Source organism: Hyphomonas neptunium ATCC 15444 (assembly GCF_000013025.1).
Classification (GTDB): domain Bacteria; phylum Pseudomonadota; class Alphaproteobacteria; order Caulobacterales; family Hyphomonadaceae; genus Hyphomonas; species Hyphomonas neptunia.
In genome coordinates this window covers 2,391,578-2,407,876 of the sequence record NC_008358.1, presented here as the reverse complement: position 1 = coordinate 2,407,876, position 16,299 = coordinate 2,391,578, and the positions used below count along the sequence as shown (strand labels likewise).

17 protein-coding genes are annotated in these 16,299 nt (G+C 63.8%); 5 read left to right on the top strand and 12 right to left on the bottom strand.

Features of this window, described 5'->3' with window-relative positions; translation table 11 throughout:
- Nucleotides 1-61 precede the first annotated feature (61 nt).
- From HNE_RS11405 to ruvX, 9 genes are all read right to left on the bottom strand, one after another.
- Nucleotides 62-1,609: an acyl-CoA synthetase gene (locus HNE_RS11405; protein WP_011647301.1), complete on the bottom strand. Its 1,548-nt coding sequence runs from the start codon at nucleotides 1,607-1,609 to the stop codon at nucleotides 62-64.
- A 180-nt stretch (nucleotides 1,610-1,789) separates the two neighbouring features.
- Nucleotides 1,790-3,454, bottom strand: a complete 1,665-nt coding sequence (locus HNE_RS11400; protein ID WP_011647300.1) for a M28 family metallopeptidase — start codon at nucleotides 3,452-3,454, stop codon at nucleotides 1,790-1,792.
- 59 nt (nucleotides 3,455-3,513) lie between these two features.
- Nucleotides 3,514-4,095, bottom strand: a complete 582-nt coding sequence (locus tag HNE_RS11395) for a GNAT family N-acetyltransferase (protein ID WP_148205995.1) — start codon at nucleotides 4,093-4,095, stop codon at nucleotides 3,514-3,516.
- A complete protein-coding gene (locus HNE_RS11390) occupies nucleotides 4,092-4,493 on the bottom strand; it encodes a ketosteroid isomerase-related protein (RefSeq protein WP_011647298.1) in 402 nt (133 codons plus the stop codon). Before HNE_RS11390 ends, HNE_RS11395 begins: the two co-directional genes overlap by 4 nt.
- Nucleotides 4,494-4,573: 80 nt before the next feature.
- A complete protein-coding gene (locus tag HNE_RS11385; RefSeq protein ID WP_011647297.1) occupies nucleotides 4,574-6,049 on the bottom strand; it encodes an MATE family efflux transporter in 1,476 nt (491 codons plus the stop codon).
- A 3-nt stretch (nucleotides 6,050-6,052) separates the two neighbouring features.
- Entirely contained in the window at nucleotides 6,053-7,333 is a 1,281-nt protein-coding gene (locus HNE_RS11380; RefSeq protein WP_011647296.1) for a dihydroorotase, read from the bottom strand.
- Complete coding sequence (locus HNE_RS11375; protein WP_011647295.1) at nucleotides 7,330-8,277, bottom strand: aspartate carbamoyltransferase catalytic subunit; 948 nt, start codon at nucleotides 8,275-8,277, stop codon at nucleotides 7,330-7,332. Before HNE_RS11375 ends, HNE_RS11380 begins: the two co-directional genes overlap by 4 nt.
- A 55-nt stretch (nucleotides 8,278-8,332) precedes the next feature.
- Nucleotides 8,333-9,259: an AEC family transporter gene (locus HNE_RS11370; RefSeq protein ID WP_011647294.1), complete on the bottom strand. Its 927-nt coding sequence runs from the start codon at nucleotides 9,257-9,259 to the stop codon at nucleotides 8,333-8,335.
- Nucleotides 9,256-9,711 carry a Holliday junction resolvase RuvX gene (gene ruvX / locus HNE_RS11365; RefSeq protein WP_011647293.1) on the bottom strand — a complete coding sequence of 152 codons (456 nt, stop codon included), beginning with the start codon at nucleotides 9,709-9,711 and terminating at the stop codon, nucleotides 9,256-9,258. Before ruvX ends, HNE_RS11370 begins: the two co-directional genes overlap by 4 nt.
- A gap of 75 nt (nucleotides 9,712-9,786) precedes the next feature.
- Here ruvX and gatC point away from each other — a divergent pair, with 75 nt between their 5' ends.
- Entirely contained in the window at nucleotides 9,787-10,074 is a 288-nt protein-coding gene (gatC, locus tag HNE_RS11360) for an Asp-tRNA(Asn)/Glu-tRNA(Gln) amidotransferase subunit GatC (protein ID WP_011647292.1), read from the top strand.
- A 116-nt stretch (nucleotides 10,075-10,190) separates the two neighbouring features.
- Nucleotides 10,191-10,319, top strand: a complete 129-nt coding sequence (locus HNE_RS19165) for a hypothetical protein (RefSeq protein WP_011647291.1) — start codon at nucleotides 10,191-10,193, stop codon at nucleotides 10,317-10,319.
- 173 nt (nucleotides 10,320-10,492) lie between these two features.
- Here HNE_RS19165 and HNE_RS11355 read toward each other — a convergent pair whose 3' ends face one another.
- From HNE_RS11355 to HNE_RS11345, 3 genes are read right to left on the bottom strand one after another with little or no spacing between them, the layout of a single operon-like run.
- Nucleotides 10,493-11,632, bottom strand: coding sequence for a zinc-binding dehydrogenase (locus HNE_RS11355; protein ID WP_011647289.1), 1,140 nt, complete (start codon nucleotides 11,630-11,632; stop codon nucleotides 10,493-10,495).
- A 48-nt stretch (nucleotides 11,633-11,680) separates the two neighbouring features.
- Nucleotides 11,681-12,064: an SET domain-containing protein gene (locus tag HNE_RS11350; protein ID WP_011647288.1), complete on the bottom strand. Its 384-nt coding sequence runs from the start codon at nucleotides 12,062-12,064 to the stop codon at nucleotides 11,681-11,683.
- Nucleotides 12,065-12,118: 54 nt separating this feature from the next.
- A complete protein-coding gene (locus HNE_RS11345) occupies nucleotides 12,119-12,553 on the bottom strand; it encodes a DUF6491 family protein (RefSeq protein WP_035592471.1) in 435 nt (144 codons plus the stop codon).
- A gap of 136 nt (nucleotides 12,554-12,689) precedes the next feature.
- On the opposite strand from HNE_RS11345, the gene gatA reads away from it, so the two are divergent.
- The 3 genes from gatA to gatB all read left to right on the top strand — a co-directional run bounded on the left by gatA (nucleotide 12,690) and on the right by gatB (nucleotide 16,262).
- Nucleotides 12,690-14,162 carry an Asp-tRNA(Asn)/Glu-tRNA(Gln) amidotransferase subunit GatA gene (gatA, locus tag HNE_RS11340; RefSeq protein WP_011647286.1) on the top strand — a complete coding sequence of 491 codons (1,473 nt, stop codon included), beginning with the start codon at nucleotides 12,690-12,692 and terminating at the stop codon, nucleotides 14,160-14,162.
- A 10-nt stretch (nucleotides 14,163-14,172) separates the two neighbouring features.
- Nucleotides 14,173-14,661, top strand: a complete 489-nt coding sequence (locus HNE_RS11335) for a hypothetical protein (protein ID WP_035592470.1) — start codon at nucleotides 14,173-14,175, stop codon at nucleotides 14,659-14,661.
- A 92-nt stretch (nucleotides 14,662-14,753) separates the two neighbouring features.
- Nucleotides 14,754-16,262, top strand: coding sequence for an Asp-tRNA(Asn)/Glu-tRNA(Gln) amidotransferase subunit GatB (gene gatB / locus HNE_RS11330; protein ID WP_011647284.1), 1,509 nt, complete (start codon nucleotides 14,754-14,756; stop codon nucleotides 16,260-16,262).
- Nucleotides 16,263-16,299 lie beyond the last annotated feature (37 nt).

Here is a 16,299-nt window from a genome sequence, read left to right as displayed (position 1 = left end):
GAAACGGCGCGGGACAGCCCCTTGCCATCCCGCGCCGCGTTTCAGACTTGCCGGCCCGCGATCAGACGATGCGGCTGTTCTTGTTGCCCCAGTAGCGGTCGCGGATGAGGCGTTTGTAGAGTTTGCCCGTGGCGTGGCGGGGCAGCTCAGGGTCAAAGTCGATGCTTTTGGGGCATTTGAGTTTGGAGAGGTTTGCCTGGCAGAAGGCCATCAGCTCGGCGGCGAGTTCTTCGGAATGCGCGATGCCGGGCATGGGCTGGACAACGGCTTTCACCGCTTCGCCGAAATCTTCATCGGGCACGCCGATAACGGCGACATCAGCCACTTTGGGGTGGGTGATGAGAACGTTTTCGGTTTCCTGCGGGTAGATGTTCACGCCGCCGGAGATGATCATGAAGGACTTGCGGTCCGTCAGATAGAGGAAGCCGTCGGCGTCCAGCTTGCCGACATCGCCGAGGGACGACCAGTCGGGGTGGATCGGGTTGAGGGCGGCTTTGTTCTTTTCCGGGTCGTTGTGATAGTTCGGCGGAACGGTGCCGGAGAAATAGACCTGGCCTTCTTCGCCGATGGGCAGCTCGTTGCCTTCTTCATCGCAGATGTGGACCTGGCCGTGGATCGGGCGGCCGACGGTGCCCTTGTGGGTCAGCCAGTCGGGGCTTTTCACATAGGTCATGCCGTTGCCTTCAGAGCCGGCATAGTATTCGTCGATGACCGGGCCCCACCAGGCGATCATCTGTTCCTTGACCGGCACCGGGCAGGGCGCGGCGGCGTGGATGGCGAAGGTCATGCTGGAGACGTCGTATTTCATGCGGACATCTTCGGGCAGTTTCAGCATTTTCACGAACATGGTCGGCACGACCTGCGTGTGGGTGACCTTGTATTTCTCGACTGCTTTCAGGAATTCTTCGGGATCGAACTTTTCCATCACGATGACGGTGGACCCGATGCGGGTGAACGTCATGCACCAGCGCAGGGGCGCGGCGTGGTAAAGCGGGGCCGGGGAGAGGTAGACCGACTCCGGGCTGGCGCCGGACATGGCGCGGGCGATCTGGACGAGGATGTTGTCGGCGTCGATCGGGAGGCCCCGTTCCAGCGGCGGGCGGATGCCTTTCGGGCGGCCCGTTGTGCCCGAGGAGTAGAGCATGTCCGTGCCGGCCATCTCGTCTGCGATGGGCGTTGTTGGGAAGGGGGCGGCGAGGGCCTCAAGCGGCTTGAAACCTTCGACTTCGCCGTCAATTGACCAGAGGTCTTTCGTGCCTGCGGCGGCGGCGGCTTCTTTGGCAACCGCGCCTTTGTTGGCACCGGTGATGAGCAGTTTCGAGCCGGAATCCTCGATGATGTATTTCACTTCCGGCGCGGTGAGGCGCGAGGAAATGCACACATAGTAAAGGCCGGCGCGCTGGGCGCCCCAGCAGATTTCGAAATAGCGCGGGGAATTTTCCGCAAAGATGGCGATGGTGTCGCCCGGCTGGCAGCCCGCGGCGCGCAGGGCGTGGGCGATCTGGTTGGAGCGCTCGTCGAGCTGGCGGAAGCTGATCGTTTCGCCCGAGCCGGCCATGATGATGGCGGGTCTGTCAGGGCTGGTCCGCGCGTGGTGACTGGGGTGCATGGCGTCTTATCCTCCGGGTGTGAAGCCTCGCGCAAGGCGCTGGCTGCCGTCTCGCGGCGGACTTTAACGAGCCTTAAGGGCCTGTCCACGACTGACCTAACGAGAGGGGCCGTGTTTCGCTGAGATTTCCGGGGAGTAGGCCGCCCAGCCTCCTGATCTGGAGGCCGGGCGGGCGCATTTTCAGGGCTCCATCGGGCCATCGAACTGGCGGGCGAAGAAGTCATCCTTCCGCCAGAGCGGGCGTTCATCGGCGTTCGCCAGGGCGAGCGCGATGCGGGCCTTGATGGCGGCAAAGCGGGCGGCGGCGTCAAAGTCGATGGAATTGGTCATGTCGTCCGACGGGCGGTGGTAGTTGCTGGTCATATGACGGGCAAATTCCTCGGCGCCGCCATTTTCCCAGCCGGGGATCAGGTAGACCGAGGGGATGCCGGCTTCAACGAAGCGGAAATGGTCCGAGCGGGTGAACAGGCCCTGATCGGGCACCGGGTCCGGGCTGAGGGTGATGTCCATCTCGGCGGCGGCCTTTTCCACTTCCTCGATGATGGTCGAGCGCGAGCCGCCGAACACGACGAGATCTGTGAAGGGATAGGTCAGGATCGGCATGTCGAGATTGACGTTGGCGACGAGGTTTTCCTTCGGAACGGTCGGGTTCTCGGCGAAGTATTGCGCGCCGAGGAGGCCTTTTTCTTCGGCCGTCAGGGCAATGAACATGACCGAGCGCTTCATCGGCGGGCCGGCCTTCAGCATGCGGGCAGCTTCCAGCAGGGTGGCGATGCCGCTGGCATTGTCGAGCGCGCCATTGTTGATCTGGTCGCCTTCGATGCTCTTTGTAATGCCGATATGATCGAGGTGGGCCGTCAGGACGATGACTTCGTTCTTGAGGACGGGGTCTGTGCCCTCGATCATGCCGATGACGTTGGCGGACTGAACCTGATCGTGGGTGGAGGCCTGGGTGAGGTGGATGGTGTACGGCAGGGCGAAGCCTTTGACGTTGCCGCCTTCGGCTTCGGCGGCGGCGACGATGTCCGTCCAGTTACCCTCTGTGCCTTCAAAGAGTTTGGCGGCGCTTTCCATCGGGACGCTGGCGCCGCTCTGTACATTGGGCGCGCGGCTGAAGGGGGCGCCGTCCGGGCCGAGCCAGGTGAGGCTTGCGCCGTCGAGACGGCCTTCGCGGATCAGGCGTTCGAAGGGATAGACGCCGCGCGAGGTGGGGGTTTCCAGGCTGACGACGGCGATGGCGCCGCGGTCTGACGCGTTGGCGTATTTGCGGGTGCCGTAATAGGCGCGCTCCTCGGTCTGGATGCCTTTGGGCGTGCCCGCAAGCATGACGGCGACTTTGCCGCTCAGATCAAGGCCTTCGAAATCATCGCGGCCGAGATCCGGCGCGACGATACCGAAGCCGACGAAGACGGCCTCGCCGGTGACATCAACATTCGGAGCGGAGAGAGAGTTGCCCATCGCGTAGTCCACATTTTCCGTGAACGGAACAGCGGCGCCGGTTTCGGTGTTGGTGACTTCCATCAGCCGGCCTTCGGGCGCGCGAACCGAGCGCAGGAAGGAGATGGTCTGGAAATAGGTGCCCGCGTCGCCGCCGGGGGCGAGGCCGATTTCGGCGAATTCGGCGGCGACATAATCAGCCGCCAGATCAAAGCCGGGCGTACCTGCTTCGCGGCCTTCCAGATCGTCGGAGGCGAGGAAGTCCATGTCGGCGCGGATGGCGTCGGGGCTGGCGGCGGGAAGCTCTGTGGGCGCGGGCGGAGCCGGTGGGGCGGCGGGTTGCGGGGCTCCGCAGGCGCCAAGAATGATAGCAGACGCAAGAAGCGCTTTGCCAGAAAACTGTCGCATTATAGGTCTTTCCTTCTGCAATGCCCGCATCCGAAGGGCATTTTGTTGCGCTTGTCTACTCAGAATTCGCGCATCCAGTAGTTCATGGGATGGGTGAGATTTGGGCCGCCGGGCTCAGTGGGCCAGGCGAAGTGGGTGGTGAGGCCGGGAAGTTTGCGGTAGCCGCGCTTTTTCCAGAAGCTGTCGAGCGGGCTGTAGCCGGCGGGGCGGTCTGGATGGTCTGCCGGGCGATCCACGGCGCAGAAGCAGGTGCGGGCGTAGCCGCGTTCGCGGGCATGGGCTTCGCGGGCGTCGAAGAAGGTGTGGCCGAGGCCGCGGCCGCGATAGCCGGGCTTCAAAACGGACTCGCCGAAATAGAAGGTGGAGGCGAGGTCAAAGCCTGCCTCACTCAGTGGGGCGGCAAATTCGCCGTGTTGATCATCGATGGCGGAGCCGGTGGCGCAACCGACGATTTCGCTATTATCCTCTGCGGCGACGATGAAAGCATCGCGGGCGTTGGCGAAACTGCGCAGATATGTCTGTTCATATTCCTCCGTACCCGAATAGAGGTAAGGAAAGGCGGCAAACACTTCGATGCGCAGGCGGGCGAGCGCGGGCAGGGCGCTTTCCAAATCCTCTCCTGTCAGGGGGCGGACGATCATGAGACCTGACGTATCCATTCTTTCAGGTTGTAATAGGTGGTGACGCGGGTGATTTCGCCGTCCTTTACATCGAAGAAGGCGCCGGCGGGCAGGCGGTAGGTCTGGCCGGTGGCTGGCGGCAGGCCGGCATCGGTTTTCTTGTAGACGCCGTTGACGATGAATTCGGCGGAGGCGCGCGTGCCATCGGGGGAGGCCATCACGACGATGTCTGTGAGGGTCTCGTCATAGCAATCGTCCATATGGGCGATGAAGTCTGCAAAGGCGGCGCGGCCGCCGCGCTTGTCGCCCTCATTGACGAAATGGTTGATGGTTTCAGAGACGCACGCGGCCATGGCGGCCCAGTCCTTGGCGTTGAAGGCGGCGTAGTAGCGGGCGATGAGGTCTGGCGTCGTTGGCATTCGGCGGGTCCTGATTGGCGGGCACGAACGCCTTTATCCGCGCAAATGGGCGCGCGAACAATATGGCCTGCTGCGGGGGCTTAGGGCTCGTCCCGGCGGCGGCGTGAATGGGTGGCTGATGTGATCGACGAGGTGGTTTCGGCCGGCACGCTGGCGGCGAGGGCGGAGGCCTCTGCGGTGTCGCCATCTGGCACGCGCATCTCGCGCTCGTTGCGCCAGCCGCCATAGCGGTAAAGCACGATAGCAAGCAGCATAGTGACGATCATGCCTGCCGGGAAACTCCACCAGATCGCGTCGGCGCCGAGCATGCCCTGCAGCCCGTAAGCAAAGCCGAGGCGCACGGGGAACATGGAGATGAAGAGGATGATCAGCGGCCAGAACACCTGGCCGTTCGCGCGTACGGTGGCGAAGAGAACCATCGTGACGGCAAACGGCAGGAAGCCCCAGGAGGCGAGCCGGGTGATGTGCTGGCCGATGGCGACGGCGTTGCTCTCGCTGCCGAGGAAGACCATCATTGCGGCGCGGTCTGCCATGAGGAGCAGCGCGATCAGCGCGCCGGTGAGCAGGAGGTTATAGATGATCCCGAGGCGGGTGATCTCGTCCACGCGGTCCCAGCGCCCGGCGCCGATATTCTGGGCGGCCATGGCGCTGACGGCGGCGCCGATGGCCATGGCGGGCATCTGCACATAGGTCCAAAGCTGCTGGGTGGCCCCGAAGGCGGCGGTGGTGTCGACGCCCTGCCGGTTGACGAGCGACATCATGGCGAGCAGCGAGCCGGAGATGACGATCATCTGCAGGCCCATCGGGAAGCCTTTGACGACCATCAGGCGCAGGATGGGGAGGTCCGGCATCAGCCAGCGAAGCTCTGCCCCGCGCAGGCGCAGCGGCAGGTCGCGCCGGTAGATGTAGATCAGCATGGCGATGAGGCTGATATAGTTGGCAAGCGTCAGCGCGAGGGCCGAGCCGCCGATGCCAAGGCGCGGGAAGGGGCCGATGCCGAGGATGAAGAAAGGGTTCAGCACCGCGCAGAGCACCACGGCGACGGCCATGAAGATCAGCGGCGTCATCGCGTCCCCCGCCCCGCGCAGGGCCATCATCAGCATGGTCATGATGAGGATGGCGGGCAGGGCGAGGAAGACGATCTGAAGGAAATCGAGCGCCAGCGGGACGACCTCTGCGGGGGTATCCAGCACGGCAAGCAGGGCAGGTGAAAGAAACCAGCCGGCAATTCCCAGAAGGGTCGAGACAGGCAAAAACGAGCCCACGACCGTGCCGACGACGCGGCGGGCAGCGACGACATCATCGCGGCCCATCGACTGGCCGATGAGGATGGTGGACGCCATGCCGAAACCGAAGACGAAGGCCGTGAGCAGGAAGACGACGAGATTTCCGTTCGTGGTGGCGGCAACAGCCGTTTCGCCCAGCAGGCGGCCGACCCAGATTGTGTCGATCGAACCGTTGGCCGATTGCAGGATCGAGGCGGCGAGCGTGGGCAGCGTAAAGGCGATCAGCGCCGGGCCGATGGCGCCTGTGGTGAGGTCATTCTTCTTTTGCATGCCCTACCGCTTGAAGACGCTTTCCCCGCCCACGAACGTCCGCATGACGCGGCCTTGCAGGCGGCGGCCGTCGAAGGGGGAGTTCTTGGAGCGGGAGAGGAGGTCTTCGCGCTCGCAGAGCCAGGGCTTGCCGGCGTTGAAGAGGATGATGTCTGCCGGCGCATCCTTGGCGAGGCGGCCCTGTGGCAGGCCGAGGATGCTGGCCGGGCCAATGGTGACCGGGGCGAGGGCTTCCAGCAAAGTCAGCGGGCCGTCATGGTGGAGGTTCAGGAGGGCTGAGAGCACCGTCTCAAGTCCCGCCGCGCCGAAGGCGGCTTCGCCAAAGGGAAGACGCTTTTCTTCCGGGGGCTGAGGATCGTGAGCGGAGACGACGGCGTCGATCTCGCCATCTTTCAAGGCCTGGATGAGGCCCTGACGGGTTGCCTCGTCGCGGAAGGGTGGGTTCACCTTGCAATAGGTGAGGTAGTCGCCGACATCGCGCTCGTTGAAGAAGAGGGAATGGGCGGCCGCCGTGGTGAATACCTTGGCGCCGCGCTTGCGGGCGGCTGTGGCGATTTCCAATGTGCGCGCGGTGGAGACCTGATCGAGGATCAGGCGGCAGCCGGTCTGCTCTGCGAGCGTCACGTCGCGCATTGCGCCGATCCATTCGGCTTCTGGCGGAATGCCCGAGAGGCCCGCGCGGGCGGCAAAGGCGCCGGCATTCATGACGCCGCTGCCCGTCAGCGCGCGCTCATCGGGGCGGGACATGACGGTGGCGCCGCGGCTGGCGGCATAGGCCATCGCGCGCTTCATCACCTGTGCGTCGGCGACGGGGCAATCGCCATTTGTGAACAGGATCGCGCCAGCATCTGCCATCAGGCCAATCTCGGCCATGGCGAGACCGGCGAGGCCGACAGTGAGCGCGCCGGCCGGATAGATGCGGGCTTTGGAGGTTTCGCGGGCCCGCTCGGCGATAAACTGGACCAGCGCCATATCGTCGATGACGGGGCGCGTGTCGGGCATCACGACAAAGCTGGTGATGCCGCCGGAAAGCGCGGCGCGGGAGGCCGTCTGCAGGGTTTCCTTCTGCTCGTCGCCGGGCTCGCCGGTCTTGACGCGCAGGTCGATCAGGCCGGGCGCAAGGCAGAGGCCGGCTGCGTCGATGGTGGTTGCGGCATCGCTGAAGGTCGCGCCTTCGCCTGTGCGAATGTCGCTGATCTTGCCGTCTTCGATGAGGATCGCGCCGGGCGCGTCAAGCTCCGTAGCCGGATCAAGCAGGCGTGCATTGATTATCTGCAGGCTCATGATTTTCCTCCGGCGAGAAGGTGGAGGACGGCTTCGCGCACGGCGACGCCCATTTCGACCTGCTGGGTGATGACCGAGCTCGGCCCGTCCGCGATGGTGCTTTCGATTTCGACGCCGCGGTTCATCGGGCCGGGGTGCATCACGGTGGCGTTTGGCTTGGCGAGGGCGAGGCGCTCAGCGGTGAGGCCGAAATAGCGGAAATATTCGCGGCGGCTGGGCAGGAAGGAGCCGTTCATGCGTTCCAGCTGCAGGCGGAGCATCATGACGACGTCTGCGCCTTTCAGCACCTTGTCGAAATCCGTGCCTGCGCTTTCGGCGCCCCATGTCTCCGTACCCGGAGGGATCAGCGTCTTGGGGCCGCAGAGATGTACGCGCGCGCCCATCAGATGCAGCGCCATGGTGGTTGAGCGCGCGACGCGGCTATGGGCGATGTCGCCGCAGATGACGACTTTGAGGCCCTCGATGCGGTTTTTGACGCGGCGGATGGTGAGCAGGTCCAGCAGCGCCTGGGTGGGGTGTTCATGGGTGCCGTCGCCGGCATTGATCACGGCGCAGTCGACCTTGCGAGAGAGGAGCTTTGCGCCGCCCGAGGCGGAGTGGCGGATGACGAGCGCGTCCGGCTTCATGGCGTTGAGGGTCATCGCCGTGTCGATGAGGGTTTCGCCCTTCTTCACCGAGGAATTGGCGATGGGCATCGAGATTACGTGCGCGCCGAGGCGCCGGGCAGCGATCTCGAAGCTCGACATCGTGCGTGTGGAAGTCTCGAAGAAGAGGTTTACCACCGTCTTGCCGGTCAGCACCGGATCGGGGCGGACACCGGCGCGGGTCTTCTCGGCATAGCTGTCTGCCAGATCGAGAATATGACCAATATCGAGGGGATGAAGGCCTTCGATTCCGAGCAGATGCTCGTGCGTGAAGGTGTAGTCTGGCCTAGGCGGCGCCATCGGAATACCTCAGATTTGCGGCGGTGTAAGCGGGATTCTGGGGCAGGGCAAGCCTTCAGGCTGCCCCCAGCCACAGGATCAGCGCCCAGGTTAGCGGCAGCGTGATGGCGGCCAGCAGTGTCTGCACCGCGATGAGGTTGGCCGCCAGCGTCGTGTCGCCGCCGAGTTCGCGGGCGAGGACGTAGGAGTTGGGGGCCGTCGAGGTGGCCGCGCAAAGCAGGGCGATGGCGAGCGGCAGGCCGGTAAGGCCGATCATCAGCCCGATGGCGAGCACGATGGCGGGCATGCCGATGAGGCGGATCAGCGACCAGACGAAGGTGCGCACCCCCGCGCGGCCCAGCGCTTTGAGGTCTACGCCCGCCCCGGCGCTGAGGAGGCCTGTCGCGATGGCGGCGCTGGCGAGGATGCGCAGGGTTTCATCCAGCGCGACCGGGATATCGATGTGGAGGGCGGCGAGCGTGATGCCGATGATACAGGCGATGACCAGCGGGTTGCGCGTCATGGCCAGAAATGGTCGCGGTTTGACGCCGGGCGGGCGCTCGGCATGGGCGGTGAGGGCGTAGACGGAGAGGACGTTGGCGGCCGGGATCATCACGGCGGCGGCAAGGCCGACGAGGGCGACGCCTTCATCGCCAAAGAGCGCGGCACCGAGGGAGAGCGCGATGATGGTGTTCCAGCGGACATTCGACTGGATGATTGTGCCGATGGCGGGCCGCTCGATGCCGGGCCAGCCATAGGCGGCGAGCGCCACGACGCCCATCAGGCATTGGGCGGCAATGAGGGTGATGACCATCTGCCACGGTGCGGTGTCAAACTCGGCGTTCGCCAGCGCGCGCACGATCAGCGCGGGGAGGAGGACGAGGAAGGAGAGCCGGTCGATGGAGCGGAAGGCTTCCGGCGCAATCCAGCGGCGGGTGGAGAGGAGTTGCCCGAGCGCGACGATCAGGATGACCGGCAGCAGCGCGATCAGGAAGGCGTTCACGGGCGCCGCTCCAGCCGGGAGAGGGCGTCCTGCAGGATGACGGCGGCGGCGGAAGCGTCGATTCGGGCTTCGCGGTTCCGGCGGGTGGCGCCGGCCGCGCGCATGATGTCGCCCGCTTCGGCGGAGGAATAGCGCTCGTCCTGGAAGGTGACGGGCAGATCGCGCACTTTCAGGAGGCTGGAGACCAGTGTGCGGACAGACTGGGCGCGGGGGCCCATGCTGCCATCGACATTCAGCGGCAGGCCGACGATGAGCCCAACGGCGGCGCGTTCGTCGTAGATGTGCAACAGGCGCTCAAGCGACGGGGCGAGCTTTTTCTTGAGGATCGTCTCGACCGGCGAGGCCATCATGCGGATGCGGTCGGTGGCGGCGACGCCAATCGTGGCGGTTCCGGGATCTATGCCCAGAAGCACGCCCTCGCGGGGCAGGTCGAAGAGATCCACCACAGCCATGTTCGCTGCGTCCCTTACAGCCTTGATGGGCCTCTGCCTATGGCGTATGGGGCAAAGACCATCAGGAGCCTGCCAATGAGCGTTACCCGCGACGATGTCCGTAAAGTTGCCCGCCTGTCACGCATTGCCGTGCCGGAAGAGCGCCTGGACGAGCTTGCCGGTGAGTTGAACGGCATTCTCGGCTGGATCGACCAGCTGAATGAAGTGGATGTCGAGGGCGTCGAGCCGATGACGTCGGTGGTCGAGACGAAACTGCCGATGCGGGACGACGTGGTCACGGATGGCAACATCCAGGACCAGGTGCTGGCGAACGCCCCGCGCAGCGAGCATGGCTTTTTTGTCGTGCCCAAGGCTGTTGAGTAAGACAGCCCGTTGAGGCGCTTAATTAAGACCGGGCGCCCGCCTTACATTCCACGCAGTTATGGACCACATTCAGCAGATGGGGCGATTCCAGCCTCGTTCACTGAAAGTCTGAACCGATGGCCAAAGGTCAAATGAAGTCCAAAAAGGAAGTCCGCAAACCGAAGGCGGAAAAAGTTAAGCCCAAGCTCGGCGCCGCCGTCGCCAAGCCAGGCGACCTGAAAGGTATGGAACACCTTAAACGCTAGGCGTTTCGAGGCGGTCTTTACCGCCCTGAATTTGAATGAATGTCCTGCGCCCGTCACCCCGGAATTGCCGACGGCAATGTCCGGGGCCCAGAAGCGTCGCAGGCTGGGGTCCCGGTCTTCGCCTGCGGCGAAGCCGGGATGACGAAAGCTGAGAGGGCTGGTTAGCCTTCCCCTTACTTCGCCGGATTGATCAGATACTTCGTGCCCGTCGCCTTGGCGTTGTAGGCGTGGAGCGTATCGAGATTGAGCGCTTCAGCGAGCGAGATTTCGGCTGTGTAATGGCTGGCAAACGTGGTGGTCAGTTCGTCCATCACGCGCTGGCGCATCTTGGCGCGGATTTCGGCGCCCGCTTTCTGAAGGAACGGCGTCAGCAGGTAGCCTGACATATTCCACGCAAAACCCACGCCGGCCGGCACGGTGGTCGGCGACATGTCGAGCCGGCCGTAGATGTAGACCTGCGTTTCCTGGCCCGAGCCGTAGCGGCTGAATTCTTTCATCTTGCGCGCGGCAGCCGCTTCCATGGCGATCAGCAGCTGGCCGGCGAGCGGGCCGCCGCCGATGGCATCAAAGCCAAGCGTGGTGTCGGTTTCAGCGAGAGCCACGATCAGCTCTTCCATGAAATTTGGCGACGTCGAATCGACGATGTATTTCGCGCCGAGACCTTTCAGGAGATCGGCCTGTTCTTTCTTGCGGACGACATTGACCAGCGGAACATTGTCCTTCTGGCAGATCTTCACCAGCATCTGGCCGAGGTTTGAGGCCGCCGCCGTGTGGACGATGCCCTTGCGGCCCTCCAGACGCATCGTCTCCACGAAGGAGAGCGCGGTCAGCGGGTTCACGAAGCAGGAGGCGCCATCGCGCGAGCTGGCGCCGGCGGGAAGTTCCATCACCTGGGCGACGTTCAGCATCCGGTACTGGGCGTACATCTCGCCGCCAAGGCCGGTGACGCGCTTGCCGAGCAGTGCTTGGGCGGCTGGCGATGAGCCTGCCTTCACGACGACACCGGCGCCTTCATTGCCGACCGGCATGGAGAGGTCGAGGCGCGCGGCCATGGCGCGCAGGGAGGGCGGGGGCACATCCGCGGTGATGACGGGGCGGTCCTTGGTGCCGGATGCCTTGGCGGTGCGCATGTCAGCGCCGCCGACGAGGAGGCCGAGGTCGGACGGGTTGATCGGGGTCGCCTCGATCTGGATGACCACATCATCGGGGCCGGGCTCAGGCACGGCGACTTCGGCGAGCGAAAGCTCCAGCTTGCCGTCTTTGGTGACAAGGCTGCGCAGTTGCAGGCCGGTAGCGGGAACGGTCTGGCTCATATGTTTTCCTCCAGTTTTTTTGATTGGCCATTTGGCCTGCCGCGAAGCTCAGAGCGCCTCGTCAGCAAAATCTTCGTAATCAATAAGAATTTCATCGCCCGTTTTCAGGGCGACACGCGAGGTCAGGGTGACGGTTTCTGCTTCGGCGTCAACGTAGAAGTCTGCATTTGCGTCGGGGCTGTGATTGCACATCGAGATCTTGCCGAAGGCGACGGCGGCGCGGACGGCGCCGTCTTCGCGCTCATCGACATAGAAAACATAGTGGTAGAGCCGGGTGGGTTTGAGCTGCTCAATGTCTTCATGCGACAGGATCAGCAGCGGATAGACGCCAAGCAGCGCGCCGGCCGGAATGTCGGTTGAAGCAAACAGTCCGCGTCCGTGAAGGGGCGAGGTTTTGACCTCGACGCGCGTGCCCCCTGATGATGTGACCATGGGGCGTTTCCATAGCACGCCCCGAAGCGGGCGCCATCGGGGCGGCCGGGAAAATTATTCGGCGGGGGTATCCGGCTCGGCTGCCGCTTCCGCGTCAGGGTTCCAAGCGTAAATATCCTGGATCATGCAGCGTTGCGGCCCGAGGCCAATATCGCTGCCGGTTAGCGATGTGCTGACGATCAGCGCGTCGCCTTTCGAGAGGCAGCTGGTGGCAGAATCGATGCCGATGGTCATCGCGCTTTCCAGATCGAGGCAATTGCCGAACACCTCGACGAGGTATTCCTTGCGGCCCTCCCGCAGCACGACCGTATCGCGCTCATTCAGGCTGAACCCGTCGATGCTGGAGGCAAAGCAGACATTGCTGACCTTTTCGCCGAGGCGCGCATCGTCGGCATAGGCGGCAACGCCTCGTGGCCGGGCTTCGCCGGGCGCTGACGCGCAGGCTGCCAGCAATGCAGCGGACAGGACGCAGAAGGCAGGTTTCAGCATGGGGGTCTCCAGCAGGGAAAGAGTGCTGGCCGACTGTGCACCCGCCCCGCAACCGCAGCAAGCGGCCTCACGGACACTTGAACTTTCAGGCATTGGCGCCTAGCAGGCGTGGGTTCTTTTCCATGGGATTTCCCCGATGACCGACCTGACCGATCTGACCCTCGCCGCCGCTCTGGATGGGCTGAAATCAAAGCAGTTTTCCTCTGCCGAGATTACAGGGGCCTTTCTGCAGGCGATGGAGAAGTCGCGCGTGCTGAACGCGTATGTCGTCGAGACGCCGGAAAAGGCCATGGAAATGGCCAGGGCTTCGGACGCCCGCATCGCCAAGGGCGAGGGCGGACGGCTGGAAGGCGCGCCGCTGGGGATCAAGGATCTCTACTGCACCAAGGGCGTGCGCACGACGGCCTGTTCCAATATCCTGGGCGAGTTCACCCCCACCTACGAATCGACCGTCACCCAGAACCTCTGGGACGAAGGCGCCGTCATGCTGGGCAAGCTCAACATGGACGAGTTCGCCATGGGCTCGTCCAACGAGACTTCGCGGTTTGGTCCGCCGATCAACCCCTGGCGCCGTAAGGGCGACAATGCGGGGCTGACACCGGGCGGGTCTTCGGGCGGCTCTGCGGCTGCCGTATCTGGCAATCTCTGCCTTGCGGCGACGGCGTCCGACACCGGCGGCTCCATCCGCCAGCCTGCCTCGTTCACCGGTACGGTCGGCATCAAGCCAACTTATGGCCGCGCCAGCCGGTATGGCATGGTGGCGTTTGCCTCCTCGCTGGATCAGGCCGGGCCGATTGCAAAAACGGTAGAAGACAGCGCGCTGTTGCTGGAAATCATGTGCAGCCATGATCCCAAGGATTCCACCTCGCTGAAGGTTGAGACGCCGGACTGGCGCAGCGATGTGCGCAAGGGCGTCAAAGGCATGAAGATCGGCATTCCGAAGGAATACCGCATCGAGGGTCTCTCCGAAGAGATTGAGGCGCTGTGGCAGCAGGGCATTGCCTGGCTGAAAGCCGCCGGCGCCGAGATTGTCGAGATTTCCCTGCCGCACACTAAATATGCCCTTCCGGCGTATTACATCGTGGCCCCGGCCGAAGCCTCGTCCAACCTCGCCCGCTATGACGGCATGCGCTATGGCGCGCGGGTGGAAGGCAACAACCTGACGCAGACCTATGAAGCCTCCCGCGCCAGCGGGTTCGGCAAGGAAGTGCAGCGCCGCCTGATGATCGGCACCTATGTGCTCTCCTCGGGCTATTATGATGCCTATTACCTCCGGGCACAGAAGGTGCGTGCTAAGATCTTCCAGGATTTTGTGGGCGCATTCGAGCAGTGCGACGCGATCCTGACGCCGGCCTGTCCGTCAACGGCCTTCGCATTTGGCGAGAAGTCTGGCGACCCGCTTGAGATGTACCTTATGGACGTTTTCACGGTGACGGCAAACCTTGCCGGCCTTCCGGGCATCTCCGTTCCGGCCGGCCTTTCGGCGAGCGGCCTGCCGCTTGGCCTGCAAGTCATCGGCAAGGCGCTGGACGAGAGCGCGTGCTTCCGGGTGGGCGGCGTGCTGGAAGATGCAGCCAGCTTTGTGGCCAAGCCGGATCGCTGGTGGTAATCTCCGGGCTATGGTCCGTTATTTTGTAATCTTTGCGGCGACGCTCGGCATCGGCCTCGTGATGATGGCCGGTATTCTCGCGCAGAATGGCTACAGCCTGTTTGCGCCGGAAATGCGCATGATGCTGCTGGTCTGCGTTCTGGTGGCCGCGTATGTCGCCTGGCGCATTTCCACGGTGCTCCGGCGGCGCCAGGAAGACGCGTCTGATCTGCAGGCACGCGGGCAGGCGGCGCCCCGGAAAAGCCTGTTTGGCAGCCTTCTGGGCGGCAAGAGCCGCGCTCAGCTCGACCGGGAGGCCCGGATTGCCGCGCGCCGGCGCAAGCTGATCGCTGACGGCAAGCTGGAAGCCGACGCGGCCGATGCCCCGGAGCCGGAGCCTGTCGCAGCGGCCCCTGAGGCTGAAAAACCGGTCCGCGTTGCGTCTTCGGCGTCGGTGAAGGAGAAGATGGCAGCCAGGGCAGAGCGTGTGCGCCGCGCCCGCGAGGACGGCAAGATCTGATCCGCCCGGCGGCGCGCCAGTTCGCCGTCTCGACAAGCCTGCCCGGCTGCCCTTAGAAGGGCGCCACAAACCTTATAATCCTGAGAGAAGCGATGACCGAGCGCACCCCCTTCCGCATCAAAGGCGAAACCGGCGACTGGGAAGTCGTCATGGGGCTCGAAATCCATGCGCAGGTGGCCTCCAACGCCAAGCTGTTCTCCGGCGCGTCCACCACCTTTGGCGCAGACCCCAACTGCAACGTCTCGCTCGTGGACGCCGCGATGCCGGGCATGCTGCCGGTCATCAACAAATTCTGCGTGGAGCAGGCGATCCGCACCGGGCTTGGCCTGAAGGCGCAGATCAATACCTACAGCCGTTTCGACCGGAAGAACTATTTCTATCCTGACCTGCCGCAGGGCTATCAGATCAGCCAGTTTGCCCACCCTATCGTGGGCGAGGGCGAGATTGAGGTGGATGTCGAGGTGCCGGGCAAGGAGGATTATGCCTTCCCTTGCCGTATCGAGCGCCTGCACCTGGAACAGGACGCGGGCAAGTCGATCCACGACATGGACCCCAACTCGACCTATGTGGACCTCAACCGCTCGGGCGTGGCGCTGATGGAGATCGTCTCCAAGCCCGACATCCGTTCGCCGGCGGAAGCGGCTGCGTATGTCAAGAAGCTGCGCGCCATCGTGATCGCGCTGGGTACCTGTGACGGCGACATGGAGAAGGGCAACCTGCGCGCCGACGTGAACGTTTCGGTGTGCAAGCCGGGCCAGTATGAGAAGTTCCGCGAGACCGGCGATTTCAAACATCTGGGCACGCGCTGCGAGCTCAAGAACATGAACTCCTACCGCTTCATCCAGCAGGCCATCGAATATGAGGCCCACCGCCAGATCGAGATCATCGAGGGCGGTGGCAAGGTGGATCAGGAGACCCGGCTGTTCGATCCGGTGAAGGGCGAGACCCGCTCCATGCGCTCGAAGGAAGACGCGCATGACTACCGCTATTTTCCGGACCCGGATCTTCTGCCTTTGGAAGTCGAGCAGGCCTGGATCGAAGAGATCCGTGCCTCGCTGCCCGAGCTGCCAGACCAGAAGCGCGCGCGGTTCGAAAAGGATTACGGTCTCTCCCGCTATGACGCAGGCGTGCTGACCTCTGACGCCGACAAGGCGGCCTTCTTTGAGGAAGCTGCCAAGGGCCGCGACGCGAAGCTCACCGCCAACTGGGTGACGCAGGAGCTGTTCGGCTATCTCAACAAGGAAGGCCTAGAGCTTTCAGAGAGCCCGGTTTCGGCCGAAGCGCTCGGTGGGCTGATCGAGCTGATCTCGAACGACACGATCAGCGGCAAGATCGCCAAGGATGTCTTTGCCCGGATGATTGCGGGCGAGGGCGAGGCGGCTGCCATCGTGGAGAAGCACGGGCTGAAACAGGTCACCGATACCGGCGCGATCGAGAAGGTCGTCGATGAAATCATCGCGGCCAATCCCGATCAGGTCGCCAAGGTGAAAGACAAGCCGCAGACGCTTGGCTGGTTTGTCGGTCAGGTGATGAAAGCTTCGGGCGGCAAGGCCAATCCGAAGGCTGTGAACGATATTCTGAAGGCTAAGCTGGGCATTTGACCCGTCTCCCCCCTTAAGCCCCCTCTCCCCGGAGGGG